Origin of the sequence: Streptomyces sp. NPDC006134 (genome assembly GCF_040628835.1) — a bacterium.
Lineage (GTDB): Bacteria > Actinomycetota > Actinomycetes > Streptomycetales > Streptomycetaceae > Streptomyces.
On the sequence record NZ_JBEXTV010000068.1, the window covers coordinates 25,735 to 40,525 of the forward strand.

14 protein-coding genes and 1 tRNA gene are annotated in these 14,791 nt (G+C 69.7%); 7 read left to right on the forward strand and 8 right to left on the reverse strand.

Features of this window, described 5'->3' with window-relative positions:
• Nucleotides 1–37 precede the first annotated feature (37 nt).
• The 3 genes from ABZ340_RS31615 to ABZ340_RS31625 form a co-directional block, all read right to left on the reverse strand.
• Nucleotides 38–1,288 (reverse strand): alginate lyase family protein, encoded by a 1,251-nt coding sequence (locus ABZ340_RS31615; RefSeq protein ID WP_358785300.1) that lies wholly within the window; start codon nucleotides 1,286–1,288, stop codon nucleotides 38–40.
• 95 nt (nucleotides 1,289–1,383) lie between these two features.
• Nucleotides 1,384–2,514, reverse strand: coding sequence for a dihydrofolate reductase family protein (locus ABZ340_RS31620; protein ID WP_358785301.1), 1,131 nt, complete (start codon nucleotides 2,512–2,514; stop codon nucleotides 1,384–1,386).
• A gap of 93 nt (nucleotides 2,515–2,607) precedes the next feature.
• Nucleotides 2,608–2,904 (reverse strand): hypothetical protein, encoded by a 297-nt coding sequence (locus tag ABZ340_RS31625; protein WP_358785302.1) that lies wholly within the window; start codon nucleotides 2,902–2,904, stop codon nucleotides 2,608–2,610.
• 414 nt (nucleotides 2,905–3,318) lie between these two features.
• On the opposite strand from ABZ340_RS31625, the gene ABZ340_RS31630 reads away from it, so the two are divergent.
• Complete coding sequence (locus ABZ340_RS31630) at nucleotides 3,319–3,615, forward strand: winged helix-turn-helix domain-containing protein (RefSeq protein ID WP_358785303.1); 297 nt, start codon at nucleotides 3,319–3,321, stop codon at nucleotides 3,613–3,615.
• 62 nt (nucleotides 3,616–3,677) lie between these two features.
• Nucleotides 3,678–4,241, forward strand: coding sequence for an HD domain-containing protein (locus tag ABZ340_RS31635; protein ID WP_358785304.1), 564 nt, complete (start codon nucleotides 3,678–3,680; stop codon nucleotides 4,239–4,241).
• Here the strand turns inward: ABZ340_RS31635 and ABZ340_RS31640 are convergent.
• Together ABZ340_RS31640 and ABZ340_RS31645 are read right to left on the reverse strand one after the other, a co-directional pair.
• Complete coding sequence (locus ABZ340_RS31640) at nucleotides 4,229–4,696, reverse strand: NUDIX domain-containing protein (protein WP_356938154.1); 468 nt, start codon at nucleotides 4,694–4,696, stop codon at nucleotides 4,229–4,231. The two genes, ABZ340_RS31635 and ABZ340_RS31640, sit on opposite strands and share 13 nt — an antisense overlap.
• Nucleotides 4,683–5,456, reverse strand: coding sequence for a helix-turn-helix transcriptional regulator (locus ABZ340_RS31645; RefSeq protein WP_358785305.1), 774 nt, complete (start codon nucleotides 5,454–5,456; stop codon nucleotides 4,683–4,685). The genes ABZ340_RS31640 and ABZ340_RS31645 overlap by 14 nt, the downstream gene beginning before the upstream one ends.
• Nucleotides 5,457–5,553: 97 nt before the next feature.
• On the opposite strand from ABZ340_RS31645, the gene ABZ340_RS31650 reads away from it, so the two are divergent.
• The 5 genes from ABZ340_RS31650 to ABZ340_RS31670 all read left to right on the forward strand — a co-directional run bounded on the left by ABZ340_RS31650 (nucleotide 5,554) and on the right by ABZ340_RS31670 (nucleotide 10,078).
• Entirely contained in the window at nucleotides 5,554–6,246 is a 693-nt protein-coding gene (locus tag ABZ340_RS31650) for a haloacid dehalogenase-like hydrolase (RefSeq protein WP_358785306.1), read from the forward strand.
• A gap of 105 nt (nucleotides 6,247–6,351) precedes the next feature.
• On the forward strand, nucleotides 6,352–7,254 hold the full coding sequence (locus tag ABZ340_RS31655) for a radical SAM protein (RefSeq protein WP_358785307.1): 903 nt from the start codon (nucleotides 6,352–6,354) through the stop codon (nucleotides 7,252–7,254).
• A gap of 551 nt (nucleotides 7,255–7,805) precedes the next feature.
• The gene (locus ABZ340_RS31660; protein WP_358785308.1) at nucleotides 7,806–8,468 is read left to right on the forward strand and encodes an SAM-dependent methyltransferase; all 663 of its coding nucleotides are present in this window, start codon (nucleotides 7,806–7,808) and stop codon (nucleotides 8,466–8,468) included.
• Nucleotides 8,469–8,479: 11 nt separating this feature from the next.
• Nucleotides 8,480–9,067, forward strand: a complete 588-nt coding sequence (locus ABZ340_RS31665) for a class IV adenylate cyclase (RefSeq protein ID WP_358785309.1) — start codon at nucleotides 8,480–8,482, stop codon at nucleotides 9,065–9,067.
• Nucleotides 9,068–9,544: 477 nt separating this feature from the next.
• On the forward strand, nucleotides 9,545–10,078 hold the full coding sequence (locus ABZ340_RS31670) for an SMI1/KNR4 family protein (RefSeq protein ID WP_358785310.1): 534 nt from the start codon (nucleotides 9,545–9,547) through the stop codon (nucleotides 10,076–10,078).
• A gap of 466 nt (nucleotides 10,079–10,544) precedes the next feature.
• Here the strand turns inward: ABZ340_RS31670 and ABZ340_RS31675 are convergent.
• The 3 genes from ABZ340_RS31675 to ABZ340_RS31685 all read right to left on the reverse strand — a co-directional run bounded on the left by ABZ340_RS31675 (nucleotide 10,545) and on the right by ABZ340_RS31685 (nucleotide 14,529).
• A tRNA-Lys gene (locus tag ABZ340_RS31675) sits at nucleotides 10,545–10,617 on the reverse strand.
• A 135-nt stretch (nucleotides 10,618–10,752) separates the two neighbouring features.
• The gene (locus ABZ340_RS31680; protein WP_358785311.1) at nucleotides 10,753–12,351 is read right to left on the reverse strand and encodes an amino acid permease; all 1,599 of its coding nucleotides are present in this window, start codon (nucleotides 12,349–12,351) and stop codon (nucleotides 10,753–10,755) included.
• A 57-nt stretch (nucleotides 12,352–12,408) separates the two neighbouring features.
• Nucleotides 12,409–14,529 carry a VCBS repeat-containing protein gene (locus tag ABZ340_RS31685; RefSeq protein WP_358785312.1) on the reverse strand — a complete coding sequence of 707 codons (2,121 nt, stop codon included), beginning with the start codon at nucleotides 14,527–14,529 and terminating at the stop codon, nucleotides 12,409–12,411.
• Nucleotides 14,530–14,791: the final 262 nt, after the last annotated feature.

A 14,791-nucleotide genomic window follows, 5' to 3' on the forward strand; every position in this document is an offset into this window, starting at 1 on the left:
TCCGGCGCCCCCCGGCACCCCTCCCCACCTGGGCTTTTCACTCTCCGGGGTTGTCCGCGTGGGTCAGGGTCTCCCACGAGACGAAGAGGTCGTCGGTGCCGGCCGGCCGCGTCGTCACGGCGAGCCGGTGCGCGGCGGGGACGGAGATGCCGCGCCGGTTCTCCAGGTGGTTGAGGAGGACCTCCAGGTCGGGCCCCATGTCCGCCTCGACCTTGCCGCCGCACAGCCAGGCGGGCGCGGGCTCCCCCAGCTGGTGGCGGGCGTGCAGGGCGAGGGCGGCCTTCAGCCGGTCCTCCGTCTCCTTGTACAGGTCGACGCCCTGGTGCCAGGCGGTCTCGGCGATGTGGGCGGTGGCGGCGAGCGCGTGGCCGACGTGGGCGAAGTCGCGGCAGGTCTCCTGGGTCACGCCGTCCTTGTACGTCGTCTGCCGGTGCCAGTACGCCGCCAGCCGCTGCGGGGTGCCGATGGTGCTGCCCGCCGGGGTGAGCGGCAGCTTGCCGTCCTTCTCCAGGTAGAAGTAGGCGGGCACCCGTTCCCGGAAGCGCTGGAGCGCGTGGTTGAAGGTCTTGTGGTCGTCGAGGAAGACGGCGACGGAGAGGGCCCCGTCGGTCATGACGAGGTCCCGGTGGCCGTCGAGGTCGGGCGCTTTCCTCGTCAGGTGGGGCAGGTGTGCGCCGCGCAGCATCTCCTCGAACCGCCGCACCCGGTCCTCGGGCCACCCCGCACCGGGCGTGTGCCGCACCAGTTCCGCGGCCCGTGCCCAGGTGGACCCGGTCCATCCGGCCTGGAGCCCGGCGTCGCCCCCGGTGTGCCGGGTGAGCCGCGCCGACCAGGCGTCCATGATCTCCCGGGCCTTGACGGCGTGCTGCCGCTTTCCGGTGACGCCGAAGAGCAGGGCCTGGGTGTAGGCGGCGATGGCGTCCTCGCGCTCCTCGGCGCAGCCGCGGCCGGCCTTGCCGCCGGACGGGCAGGAGACGGTCTCCTGCGGCCGGGCCCGGTACTTGTACGACCCGTACGCGCTGTCCCGCATCGCCAGGTACGCGGTGAGCCAGGGCTGCCGCCCGGCGGTGGCGTTCTTCCGTACGGTGTCCAGCTGGGCCTTGCCGACCAGGACGCCGGGGTGGGTGAACTCCACGTCGGCGGGCAGCGCCCGCACCGCGGACCGGCCGCCCGTCTCCTGGCCGCACGCGGTGACGAGCCCCGCCACCAGGGTCGCGGCCACCCAGGCCACCGCCCGCCTGCGCACCGACCTCATCGCCACCTCCGCGTCGTCCGTCGCCCGGGTCACTGGCAGCGTGCCTCCGCGGGGGCCCGGCCCGCAGGTCCGGTTGGGCCGAACGGCCGCGTACCCGGAACCGGCCGGCCGGTCCATCGGTCAATCGGTCAATCGGTCAGATGCCGGTTGGGCGCCTTGGCCCGCTCCTCGAACTCGGGGAGGACGACGACGGCGGCGCCCTGGGCGGCGAGCACCCCGCTGCCGTCGGCCCCGGGCACGAAGGTGTCGGGCTCGCGCCAGGCCGTCACCACGCGCCGCACCCCCGCGTCGAGGATGAGCCGGGCGCAGGGGGCGGGCCGGGAGGCGCGGCGGGCGCAGGGTTCCAGGCTGCTGTACACCGTGGCGGTCGCCAGCCGCGGGTCGGCCGGGTCGGTCTTGGCGAGGGCCGCCTCCTCCGCGTGCACCACCGGGTCCCCGCCCTCCCGGGAGTACCCGCGGGCGAGTTCGGTGCCGTCGGCGGCGACCACCACCGCCCCCACGCTGAACGCGGTCCGGGAGGGCGGGCACTGCGCCGCCAGTTCGCAGGCGAGCCCGAGCCAGTGCCGGTCGGCGGCCGACACCTCCCCGCCCGCTCCGGGGGCCGTCGGCCGGTACCGCGTGAGGACGACGTCCCCGATCCGCCGCGTCTCCACCAGCCGCATCCGCCCGCCCGGATAGGTGCCGGGCCCGAACAGCCGGGGCGCCTCCGGGTCGCCGACGATCAGCGGCGCCAGCACCAGCTGGAGTTCGTCGGCGAGCTGCCGCTGCATCAGCTGTGTGTGGACGGTCCCGCCGCCCTCCACCATCAGCCGCCGCACCCCCCGCTCGTCGTGCAGGTACTCCAGCACCTCCCGCCAGTCCAGCTCGGCGCCGAACGCGACGACGTCGGCGGCGATCCCGAGCGCCCGGGCCCGCCCGGCGCCCTCCTCCGTCGTACAGACGACCTTGTCGCCGCCCGTGTGCCAGAACAGGGCCGCCGGGTCCATCTCCCCCGACCCGCTGACGGCCACCTTCAACGGGAACTCCGGCTTCCCCGCGGCGACCCGGGCCGCCCGCCGCTCGGGCGAGTTGACGAGCAGCCGCGGGTTGTCGGCCCGGATCGTCCCGGCCCCCACCAGGATCGCGTCCACGGACGCCCGCACCTCGTCGACCCGGTCGAAGTCCTCCGGGCCGGACAGCAACAGCCGCTCGGGACCGGCGTCGTCCAGGTACCCGTCGAGGGAGACGGCGGCGGAGAGCAGGACATACGGGAGGGGCATCGGCGGGCTCCGGAGGTCGATCGATGCGGGCGGTGCGGGCGGTGCGGGCGGTGCGGGCGGTGCGGGCGGCAGGGCAACGCTACGAGAACGCCCCTAGTCTCCGTCGGCCACGGGCAACCGCCGGCCACGCGACTCCGCCACCCTCAGCACGTCGGCCAGGCACTCCGACAACCGGATCGCGGCGTACCGCACCTCGGCGTTCGGGGACAGCGGGTCCTCCAGCACCTCGCGGGCACTGCCGAGGACGTCCCTCCCGACGGCGAGCTGCCGGGCCTCCGTCTCGTCGGCCAGACGGGAGACGATCCCGCCCCCGTCACCCGGGGCGAGGAAACAGGGCTTTCCCTCGGCCGACAGCCAGGGCAGCAGCCGCAGCTCGGTGACGCGTCCCATCAGGCGGCCACCTTCCGCCCGTCTCCGACGCGCCCGCTCTCTTCTTCGTACGCGGTGACGTACGGCCGGACGAGGCGGGTCCCGGTGCCGTCGAGGGGGAGGTGGCGGCAGTACGGGGAGTGGTGGCGGGGAAGGGGTCCGGGGGCGGCGGGGCGAGGGGCACGGTGACGGGGGACACCCGCGCGGTGGACCCCGGTCCCGGGACCGAAGAGAAGGCCCAGCCAATGGGCGATACGGCGGATAAGGTCGTGCATGTCGACGCTCCTGGTAAGCGTTGGCCATGCCCCGGGGCCCTGCCAGGCCGCCGGGGTCTTCTGTTTCTCACTTTGCTATAGGACGCATCAGGTAGCAATAGGAAGCATGGGGTTGCACCCGTACGTGGTGGGGTGCTTTTCGCCGCCTTAGCGTGCACTCATGGCTCATGAACGCGACTGGAGACCCGACCCGGCGAGTCACGTCTACGTGTACGTGCAGGTCGTGCACCACATCGCCGAGCAGATCCGGACCGGGCGGCTGCCCGCGGGCGCACGCCTCCCGGCCGAGCGCGACCTCGCCGAGCAGTACGGCGTGGCCGTCAACACCATCCGCCGGGCGATCCGCGATCTGCGCGAGCAGGGCCTGGTCATCACCGTGCCCATCAAGGGCACCTTCGTACGCACTGAGGAGCCGCCCTCCGACTCGCCGGAGGACGGGGACGGGGACGCCGACTGACGCCACTGACTCCCCTCGACCAGTGAGGCTTGTGCGGCTCCCGCCCCGGGCAGAGAGAACGCATGGGTGACCTGATCGTGGGATGGGCGATGCGGATAGCGGAAGCCGAGCTCAGCGCCGCGCTCCCTCGTCGGTGGGCGCACACACGCGGAGTGGCAGAACGCGCAAACGAGGTCGGCCCGGCCCTCGGGGAGAACACCGGCCTCCTGATCGCTGCCGCCACGCTGCACGACATCGGGTACGCACCTCGCCTGGCCGTGACAGGGTTCCACCCGCTGGACGGGGCAAGGTTCCTCCGCGACAAGCACGGGGCCGACGAGCGGCTCACTCGGCTGGTCGCGAACCACTCTTTTGCCCTGCTGGAGGCTGAGGAGCGTGGGCTGCGGGACGTGTTGGCGTCGGAGTTTCCGTTGCTGGAGGAGCCGTTGCTGGTGGACGCTCTCGTGTACTGCGACATGACGACCACGCCCGACGGCGGCCGGACCAGTGCGCGGGAGCGGATCGCGGAGATCATCAGCCGCTATGGCACGGACAGCGTGGTCGGCCGTTTCATCCGCCGTGCGGCGCCGCAGATCTTCTCTTCCGTGCAGAGGATCGAGGCGGTGCTGGCGACTCAGCCGAGGTAGGGATAGGTGCCGGCCAGGTAGTCCCCGATCTGCTGGCGCATGCTCGGGTGGATGTCGTACTGGTCGAGGTCGGCCGGCTGGACGAAGCGCACCCCGTCGGCCTCGTCGTTGATCGTGGGAGCTCCGCCGATGGGGCGGCCGATGTACGTGTTCTCGTACTGCTGGCGGATCTCTCCGTCGCTGTAGGCGACGATGTGGTTCGGGTTGGTGTAGACGCCGAGGAAGCCCGTGATCTCGGCGACGATGCCGGTCTCTTCCAGGCACTCGCGTACCGCGCACTCTGCCGCGGTCTCGCCGATGTCCTGCGCGCCTCCGGGAAGCGCCCACTGGCCGGTGTCACGGCGACGCTGGAGAAGGATGGCTCCGGTCTCGTCGACGACGAGCAGGTTGCTGGCCGGGATAAGCGTGTTTGCCTTCGGGGCGGCCGGGTCGTTGTAGTACTCAGTCCTGCCCATGGGCGGTGGTCCTCTCGCGATCGGGTGTCCACGGCCGCGCGGCGGCCCAGACGGCATCGAAGCTCTGAGCGTAGCTGTCGAACCACCCAGTCCCTTCAGTCCTCTTGAGGTGGAGCAGGGGGTTGGCGCTGGCCGGCTGCCCCCAGATGTGGGGGTTGACCAGAAGGTTGTCGTCGTAGCGGAACATGGACGTGTAGAGGGTGGTGTCGTGGAGGCGTACGGCGCACCCAGCTCCGCCCAGCAGGGGCCGGTAGTACGTCAGTGATGCTCGGATCTTGGCGGCAAGGGTGTCGCCGATCCCCTCTTCGCGGCCTCGGATCGCGACTGCCTGACCGTCCGGTTCACCGAAGCACAGGCGCACCCGGACCCCCTCCGCCGCGCGCTCGGCAAGCATCTTGGCTACATGCGGATTGGACTGGGCGAAGAACGTGCCGGAGAAGACGAGGACGCTGATCTCGTGCTGGGCCTCTCGCAGCAGCGAGAGCCAGACGTCCCGCGGCACGCTGGCCCGGTTCTGATAGGTGCCGACCAGTTCGGTGCCTAACCCGTCCCGCGGTCGGCCGGACCGTCGAGGCGGCGCCGGCCACAGGAAGGTCTCTTCCACGCGCAGATGGCGGGCGACGCGGAAGCGATGCCGTGCGTGTGGAACGCGCCCTCCCAGCCACCGGCTCACCGTCTTGGGGTCCACCTCGCAGACTTCCGCGAGCGATTCGGGCGAGACGCCGCGCTGCGCGAGCACAGAGTGCAGTCGGTCGTTCACAGGAGCCATGGAAGCGGCCCGGTGCATGATCACGCAAGGACGTTTTGGGACGCCGTCACGGAAGCGGTGCAGCGAACCGACTGCCTACCCTGGCGCCATGGAGCTCATCGTCCTGTGGGATATCGACCACACCCTCATCGAGAACGCGGGGGTCAGCAAGGAGATCTACGCTGCCGCCTTCTCATCACTTGCGGGACGCGTACCGTCGGAGCCGGCTCGTACCGAGGGGCGCACGGATCGACTCATCATGCGCGACATGTTCCTTCGCGACGGGCTACCTGTACCCGACTGGTCCGTCATCGAGGCCGCCCTCGCGCAAGCTGGGCATGGCCGCCTTGATGATCTGCGCCTGCGCGGGACGGCTTTGCCAGGGGTTCACGAGGTACTGAAGGCCGCTGCCGCACGAAGTGGTTGGGTCTCCTCTGTTCTGACCGGCAACATCGCCGCCAACGCTCACGTGAAGCTTTCCGCTTTCGGCCTTGACTCGCTGTTGGATCTGCCTGCCGGCGCCTACGGAGCGGATGCTGAGCTTCGTCCCGAACTTGTCGCGGTCGCGCGTGAACGCATACAGCAGCTCCGTGGCGTTCCAGCCGATGTGCCCGTCGTCCTGGTGGGAGACACCCCCCGCGACGTGGAAGCCGCCTTGGCCACTGGTTCCGCGATCCTTGCGGTGGCCTCTGGTGTCCACAGTGCCGAGGAACTGGCCGCTGCCGGCGCCCACGAGATCCTGTCCGACCTGTCGGACACCCGGCGGGTTCTCGGCATCCTGGAGTCCTTCTCGGGCACGTAAAACGTCCCAGGACGTCCTTGGACCGTCCCCGAACGCGGTGACGAGGTCCCCTGGCAGACCGCCACCATCGGGGTTCCCACCAGGCAGTCAGCCGAAGGAGCCCATGTGATCGGGGAAGTCACCGGGATCAGGAAGATCCGGATGCTGTACCTGCAGCTGCTGTACCGCTGCAACTTCACGTGCCTGCACTGCTTCCACGGCAAGCGGCTTCAGTACGCCGACGCGTTCACCGCCGAGGAAGCCGCCAGTCTTCTCTCCCTGATGCGAGGCGAGTACGGCACGCAGGCCGTCACCCTCCTCGGCGGGGAACCGTTCGTCCACAGGGAGCTCCCGCAGGTCGTCCGCCACGCCAAGCAGGAACTCGGCCAGCGCGTCGAGATCTGCACCAACGGATACCGGATCGAGCGCCGCCTGACCGAGATCGCTTCGCACCTGGACCTGCTCCGTGTCTCTCTGGAGGGTGTCGGCTCGACCAACGACGGCATCCGCAAGCGCGGCAGCTACCAGAGCGCCCTCAGCTCACTCAGCCTGGCACGGGACCTCGGGGTTCCGACGGGCGCGACCATGACCGTGACCTCTCGGAACATCGGCGAGGTCCTCCCTCTCGCCAGCATCCTCGGGCAGCTCGGAGTCCGGCAGCTGAAACTCCACCACCTGCGGCCGGTTGGCAATGCCGCTGACCACCCCGAGCTGCTGGTCACGGACACGACCGCCTACGGCCGGCTCCGCGAAGAGCTCGCGCGGACCAGGCTGCCGCTTGAAGTGATCGTCGACGAGGACCTCTCCGAGTCCGGCGCGCCAGAGATCTGCGCTCCGTCCGGCGGGCCCCGCGAGATCGACCGGATCGAGGCCGACCCGCGCGGTGCGCTCACCATGTCGTGCAAGGCGGTGGGCAAGGACTCCCACGCGTTCTGGTACGAGAAGGCCGCGAATCGCATCGTCCACAGGCCCTCCGCCACCGATGAGCTCGCGCTCTCCGTACCGGACGTGGTGTACGCCCGTGTCTGACCAGCCGAGATTCGAGAGCCTGGAAGGCTTACGGGGCACTGGGAAGTCGACGATCGCTCCGATGCTCGCCGTTGCCCGTCAAGCCGTCCTTGTGCCCACCGTGCCAGCCTTCTACCAGCCCCTCAGGCGCGAGGTGGACAGGCGGACGAACGTCGAGGCTCGGATGTGCCTCTACCTCTCCGCACTGTTCACAGCAGCCGAAGAGATCCAGCGGCACCTCAGAAGCGGCGTTCCGGTTGTCGTGGAGAGCTATTTCGCCCGGTGCCTCACCAGCCACCGAGCCTTGGGAGCCCGGCTCGGCGTCACTCTGCCGGCCTGGCTGCCGACTCCCGTCACGTACTACCTCGTCTGCGCTGACGACGAACGCCGGCGCCGCCTCGCAGCCCGGGACAAGCCGATATCGCGATGGGACGCGCTGACGGAGACCGTCACTGACCAAGTGGCGGATGCCTACGCCTCGTTCCCGATGCGACGCATCGACACCACGGGGCTCACCCCCGAACAAGTCCTCCGCGTGATCACCGCCACCGATACGCAAGGAGCGCCCTCCCATGCAGACACAGAGCTTGTGGGAGCACACCCTCACCTTCTTCCCTCAGTTCCTCGCGACCCTGCGGGAACGTGTTGCTCCTGACTCCACCGTCGCGGTCGTCGGTGCGAGCGACGGCAAGTTCGTCCTGCCCCTGGCCACCGCCGGGTACCGCGTAGTGGCCATCGAACGCGATGCGCTCGCCGTGCATGGAGGTGAGGTACGCCTCCCGGGTGACAGCCAGGTGCACGCCATGGGGTTGATCGACCGGCTCAAGCTGGAGGAACTCCACGACCGTGTGCAGGTTATTGAAGAGGACTTCCTCGCGGGGAAACCTTTGGACGTGCCGTGCGAAGCGGTCTGGACGAGCTGCTCGTGGCACTACAGTGCCAACCACCACCGCCCGCTCGCCGAGTTCGTCGACCGCATGCAGCGCCTGGTCCGCCCGGGCGGTGTGTTCGGTGCGGAGTTCATGATGCCCGTCGAAAAGCGTCATCACCTGGTGGAGCACTACACCTCTCCCGAGCGCCTGCACCGTCACTTCCTCGGCGACTGGGACGTGCTGCTCACCCTCCGCACGAACGAGTTCACCGAACGGCCCCATGTCGGCCGGCCGCACGACCACATCCATCGCATGGGCCTGCTCCTGGCGGCCCGTTCGTCCACCCTCACCGACCGTTCCTGAGAGAAGGACCCATGAAGCACGAGTACGAGGCGAAGTTCCTGTCCGTCGACGTCGCAGGTCTCCAGGCCAAGCTGTCCGCTCTTGGTGCCGTCCAGGCACTTCCCCGCACCCTCCTCACCCGCAAGATCTTCGAGAGCGAGTCTCTCGACGGCGGAGCGTGGCTCCGTCTGCGGGACGAGGGCACCCGCTCGACTCTCACGCTCAAGCAGATCACCGACGCCACGGCGATCGACGGCACCAAGGAGATCGAGACCGAGGTCGCCGATCTGCACGCCATGGCCGACATCCTCCGCCGGGTCGGTCTCACCGAGGTCCGCTACCAGGAGAACTACCGCGAGGAATGGCGCCTGGGAGAAGTCGCCTTCGACTTCGACACCTGGCCCGACCTCCCCACGTTCCTGGAGATCGAGGGCCCCGACGAGGCGTCTGTCCGGCAGGCCGCCGATCTTCTGGGCCTCGACTACTCCGAGGCCCGCTTCGGCAGCGTCGACGAGATCTACAAGAGCGAGGCCGGCCGCGACATCCTCACCGAGCCCACCCTGCTGTTCTCCGACGGCGAGAAGCAGGAGAACACTTTCTCGGCGGCCCAGGAATCCTGATCGGGGAAGCGGACGAACCATGCTGCCGGAAGTCGCCCTACAGCGCAGGGTGAACCCCGGGATCGCAGAATTCGCCCGAGGTGGACTACCCGTTCCGGCGGCCACGGATGACGGAAACGAATGGATCGACGGGTTCTGCCGACTCTCCTGCGACCAGCGCTGGACCCGCGTCCTGTGGGTCGGCCCCGCGAGCGTCGCCGACGTTCAGGCTTCCATGTACGCGTGCGGACCCACCATCCGCGAACTCCAGGCACGTATCTGGGAGTCGCTGCTCGGCAGGGACGCATCGACTCACCCTGACCATCCGAACGAGATCACCGCCGCGGTTAAGCCCTCGCCCTGGTCACGGAAGAGCCTGCCGTCCCTCTCGGCACAAGCCCCGTGGCCAGGGCGTGTCTTCCCCGGTACACCCCTGGATAGCGCCCTGCGGCCCGCCCTCACGGCGCGTGATGGAACAGAACCACGGAGGGAGATTCCATGAACGCCGCACTCGCCCGCCTCACACAGGTAATCACGCCGCCGTCCGAGCCCGGGAACAAGGACTGGGACGCGGCGGAGCGGCTGCTGGGCGTCGTCCTCCCCACCGACTACAAGGAGCTGATCCGCACCTACGGGGGCAGCAACTGGGACGACTACCTGCACCTCCTCGAACCGGACTGCCCGAACGGCAACTACGACCTCATCGAGTGGGAGGACCAGCAGACCGAAGCGTTGGAGGGCCTCTGGGAGTTCGAGAAGAAGCCGGATGAGCTGGCGGACGGACAGAGCCGGGTGATTCCCTGGGCCACCACCGACAACGGTGAGTGCCTCTACTGGCTCGTTCGGGCGGACCGGAGTCCCGACGAGTGGACCGTCATGGTGAACGAGGCCCGCGGCGACCGCTGGGAGCACTACGCGATGAACTGCAGCGAGTTCCTCGTCGCCGTGCTCGAGGGAGACGTGCGATCCGCCGTGTTCTTCTCGCGCTTCCCACTCGCCGACCACGAATTCCGGCAGCTGGTGGCTGTCTGAGCGGCTCGGTCCTCACTCACCCACGGGAACAGCAAACCCCACCGGAGAAGGACGCCGTGGAGGGACGGTGTCGCCTCGTCAGGGCTGAGCGCTGCGCAATCAGGCCCACGGGCCTCACGGCATCCCTCCGGCTCCATGCATCGCGGCTGCTGGGCCGGCAAGCTCGGCGTACATGACATATGGGCACAGGAGCCGCGTCTACCGGCACGGTCGGGCTGCTGCCGAACTGTGCTCGCTGCGGCGCCCGGCCATCACACTGGCCCGGACACGTACAGGAGCCCGCTCCCGGAGCCGGGCCGAGAAAACCGCTTGGGCGCATCATCCGCCCCAGCGGCAGCCGAGTCCCAGACCATGAGCACACCCGCTCGCGCACGGACCCCGGAAACGAAGCAGCGTCCGGGCCGACCGAAGCCGACCCGGACGCTGCGTAGCAGGTCAGAGGGGATAACCCCTCTCCCGCCACCGGTAGGCCCTGTGGGACTCGAACCCACAACCAATGGATTAAAAGTCCACTGCTCTGCCAATTGAGCTAAGGGCCCAGGCAAGGGTGCCACCCCGAGCATAGCCGGACACGGCCGTGTCTCCGATCGGGTATCGAAGACACGGCCACGCCGCGGGCCACACGCGCATCGAACAAGGGTCGAACAAGGGTCATCCGTCACGGATCGACCGGATCACCGGCCGGGGAACCGAACGCGTCGCCGGGCCGGGGAGCGGGCCTGTTCGCCGGCCGGACCGGACGCGTCCGCGCGGAACGCCTCCCGCCCTCGTCCCCGCACCCCGGCCCGGGTACGGGCATCGCCGGGAACGAGGAACCAGTACCGGGCCGACGCCAGCCACCAGGCCGCCGCGAAGCCCAGGACGGCGAGGACGGCGACCGGGGCGTAGTTGAAGGTCTCCCAGGTCACCGGGGACACCTGGGGCAGCATGAACAGGACGGTGATGAAGCCGGTCCAGGTCACGGCCACCACGCCCACCGTCCGCGACCAGCGGCCCAGGTGCCAGGGGCCGCGTTCGAAGGCGGGGCCCTTGCGGACGCGCAGCAGGGTCGGGATGACGTAGGCGATGTAGAGGCCGATCACGGCGATGGAGGTGACCGCGGCGTACGCCGTGACGTTGATCAGGTACGGCAGTCCCAGCGCCAGCGCTCCCCCCGCCGCCAGCCACACCGCGGCGACCGGGGTGCGGGTGCGCGGGCTCACCGTGTGCCAGAGGCGGGAGAAGGGCAGCGCCCCGTCGCGGGAGAAGGCGTAGATCATGCGGCTGTTGGCCGTCACCGAGGCCATGCCGCAGAAGAGCTGGGCGCCGATGACGACGAGCAGCAGCAGTTTCCCGGCGGTCGCGCCGAGCGCGTCGAGCAGGATCTGGGCGGGCGGGGCGCCGGTCGGGGAGGTGCGGGCGCCCTCGTAGGACCGGATCGCGAAGGTGAAGCCGAGCAGCAGGACGAACCCCGCGATCCAGGAGGTCCAGATGGCGCGGACGATGCCCTTGGGCCCGGCGGTGGACGCGTCCCGCGTCTCCTCCGTCATGTGGGCGGAGGCGTCGTAACCGGTGAAGGTGTACTGGGCCATCAGCAGGCCGAGCAGGACGACGTACGCGCCGCTGCCCCAGCCGGTGTTGTTCACGAACTCGCCGAAGACGAAGGACGCGGACCGGTGCCGGTCGGGGACGAGGGCGAGCGCGCCGACGATGACCGCCACGCCCAGGACGTGCCACCACACGCTGACGCTGTTGAGCAGGCCGACGACACGGACGCCGAAGGTGTTCAGCAGGCCGTGCAGGAACAGGATCGCCGCGAAGAGCAGGATGGTGCGGCCGGGGGTGACCTCGAAGCCGAACTGGAGGTTCAGGTAGGCGCCGAGGAAGGACGCGGCGCCGAAGTCGATGCCGGCCGTCACGGCCACCTGGCCCAGCACGTTGAACCAGCCCGTGAACCAGGCCCAGGCCGCGGCCGACCGCGCGGGCGCCAGCCGGTGCGCCCAGAAGTACAGGCCCGCCGAGGTCGGGTATGCCGAGCAGATCTCGGCCATCGCCAGCCCGACGAACAGCGTCATCAGGCCGACGGCGACCCAGCCCCAGGTGATCACGGCGGGGCCGCCCGTGTTCATGCCGAAGAGGTAGAGGGTCAGGCAGCCCGACAGGACCGAGATGATCGTGAAGGAGACCGCGTAGTTGGAGAACGCCGACATGCGGCGGGCCAGGACCTGGGTGTAGCCGAGCTGGGCCAGCCGTTCCTCGTCCGACAGCCCGCCGGCCTTGCCGTCATCTGTCATGCCCCCAGCGATTCCCTCGCCGGGGGCGTGACATGCGTCACAAGCGAGACGGCATGGCTAGAACACGCCCTTGTACCCCTGCCAGCCGCTCGCGATCTTCACGCGGGCGGCGAAGGAACCCCTGCCGTTGCCGTTGTTGCGGTACAGGTTGCCCGCGCCGTCCCTCTCGACCAGGTCTGCCTTCCCGTCGCCGGTGATGTCCCCGACACCGACGATGATGTTGTACCCGGTGCCCCACTTGGTGAAGACCTGCACGCGGGTGCCGAACGTGCCGTTGCCCCGGCCGTCGTACCGCCACAGCGTCCCGGACCTGTCACGCGCCAGCAGGTCACCGAACCCGTCGCCGGTCAGGTCACCCGCGCCGACGATGTGCGTGTACCCGGACCAGCCCGATGCGAGCTTCACGCCGGCCCTGAGCTTGCCCGCCCCGTCGTTGGCGAACAGGTAGACCTCACCGGTCGACGCCTTGCGGGCGAAGAGGTCGGTACGCCCGTCACCGGTCACATCGCCGGGTGCGGTGAGAACGTTGTACGCGTTCCACCCCGTGCCGAGCACGGTGTGGCTGTTCCCCGGGGAGTATCCGCCACCGCACTTGCCCCGGTAGCGGCGCAGTTCGCCGCCGGGCATGCGGACGAGCATCTCGGCGCACCGGTCCGTGTCCATGTCACCGAACGGCACCGCGACGGTGCCGGCGGGCCAGCCCGAGCCGGATTCCTTGCCGGTGAACGTCCCCTTGCCGTCGGTGTAGTGCAGGGTCAGGCCGCCCGAGGAGGTCAGCGTGACCAGATCGCCGTAGTTGAAGCCGGCCACGTCGTGGTGGCCCTGCCGGCCGCCGACGTAGCCGATCCGTCCGCTCGTGCGGTAGGTGCCGCCGCCCTCGGCCGCCGTGGCGGAAAGAGTCCAGGTCTTGGGGCCGTTGAACGGATAGGCACCGGAGTCCGTCTTCAGGTCCCAGGAGACGTCGATGGACGCACCCGCTCCCTTGATCGTGCGTTCCGCGCGGCCCTGGGCGTCCTTCACCGTGAAGGTCCAGTTCGCAGGCTTGTTCAGCTGCCAGTAGCTGTCCCAGAAGTTGATTCCGCCGCGGCCCGTCGGGTCCACCGCGTCACTGGCGACGTCGGACTCGATGTTCGCCAGCGACTGGGACGGCACTCCGCTCTGCACGATACGGATCGCCTTGTCCTCGCCGACGTACGCGATGTCACCGCCGAACTTGTCCACGGTCCAGGTCAGCCGCCGCTGATCGGCGGTGTTTCCGGCCGGGAGGTCGGCGACGGCACGCGGGGCGGCGGCCACGCCGGAGTGGTAATCCGTCAGCACCAGCTTGCCCGCGGCGCGGTCGTGCCGGACCAGGTAGCCGTCGCCGACGAGCGCGGGCCCCGACGGAACCTTGATCGCTTTCTTCGCCGTGCGGTCGTACACACCGGCGGCACCTGTGGGTCCGCAGTTCCAGTAGATCCAGCGACCGACGACCTGCAGCTCCTTGACGGTGCAGGGCGCGCCCGTGGAGACGGCCGCGGCGTTCTTGCGCTGCTCCAGGTCGTAGGCCGTGACCTGCCCCTTGCCCGTCCCGGGTGTCCACAGGAGTTTTCCCCACACCGATGCGGCGGTGACGGAGCGCGTCAGGCGCACGCTGTCCCGGCGGTAGAGGTTCACGGCGTCGACGTACTGCTTGCCGGTGGAGGCCGCGTTGTAGACGTAGTAACGACCGGCGGCGTCCACGAAGCGGCCGCCGGTCACGAGCGGTTCTTCGTTCCCGCTCAGTGAGCTGTCGGTGAGGTGGACCTGGGCGGTCTGCTTGCCCGTTTCGTCCTCCATGAAGTAGCCGACCCACGTGTTGCCGAACGAGCGCATCGGCACGCAGCCGCCGGCGTCACAGGGCACCCGCTGCACGTGGCTGCCGTTCGCATACGTGTCGGCATACCCTCGGCTGGTCTTCTCCAGCACCGTGGCGCCGTCGGCCGACATCCGGCGGCCGATCACCCGCTGGTAGCCGCTCGGGGTGTTCTCCACGCTGGTCAGAAAGCCGCCCGCGTAGTCGATCCCCCATACCCCGTCCGTCTGGATCGGCGTGGGCTCGGCGCCTGCGGCGGTGGCCGGGCCCGCGGTGGTCAGGGAGCCTGTGCCGAGGGCGGCCAGGCAGGTCAGAGTGAGCGCGATCCGGGCACGCCGGGTCAAGGGTCCCTCCCCAGGGAAGCGAGAAACGGCACGGCGGCGGCGTTTCCGAGACCCCCTCGCCCGCCCTGCACATGCCAAGACAGCGGATGCTAGCAACTCCCTGCGCGGCAGCGGTAGTCACATGGCCAGGGCGTACGGGCCGCGCCCGGAATGCGGAAGGGCCCGCACGCGGTCCCTGCTCGCGGAGCGGTTCGGGCACTATGTGACGGACGAGGAGTCCGCGGAGATGCGGCGGAAGATGCGCGAGGCCACCGCCGCCTAC

Bases quoted from the DNA above. Each gene is read 5' to 3' on its own strand.
- ABZ340_RS31620 (WP_358785301.1), bottom strand. From the start codon at position 2,514: ATGCCCCTCCCGTATGTCCTGCTCTCCGCCGCCGTCTCCCTCGACGGG.
- ABZ340_RS31625 (WP_358785302.1), bottom strand. From the start codon at position 2,904: ATGGGACGCGTCACCGAGCTGCGGCTGCTGCCCTGGCTGTCGGCCGAG.
- ABZ340_RS31630 (WP_358785303.1), top strand. From the start codon at position 3,319: ATGGCTCATGAACGCGACTGGAGACCCGACCCGGCGAGTCACGTCTAC.
- ABZ340_RS31635 (WP_358785304.1), top strand. From the start codon at position 3,678: ATGGGTGACCTGATCGTGGGATGGGCGATGCGGATAGCGGAAGCCGAG.
- ABZ340_RS31640 (WP_356938154.1), bottom strand. From the start codon at position 4,696: ATGGGCAGGACTGAGTACTACAACGACCCGGCCGCCCCGAAGGCAAAC.
- ABZ340_RS31650 (WP_358785306.1), top strand. From the start codon at position 5,554: ATGGAGCTCATCGTCCTGTGGGATATCGACCACACCCTCATCGAGAAC.
- ABZ340_RS31660 (WP_358785308.1), top strand. From the start codon at position 7,806: ATGCAGACACAGAGCTTGTGGGAGCACACCCTCACCTTCTTCCCTCAG.
- ABZ340_RS31665 (WP_358785309.1), top strand. From the start codon at position 8,480: ATGAAGCACGAGTACGAGGCGAAGTTCCTGTCCGTCGACGTCGCAGGT.
- ABZ340_RS31670 (WP_358785310.1), top strand. From the start codon at position 9,545: ATGAACGCCGCACTCGCCCGCCTCACACAGGTAATCACGCCGCCGTCC.
- ABZ340_RS31680 (WP_358785311.1), bottom strand. From the start codon at position 12,351: ATGACAGATGACGGCAAGGCCGGCGGGCTGTCGGACGAGGAACGGCTG.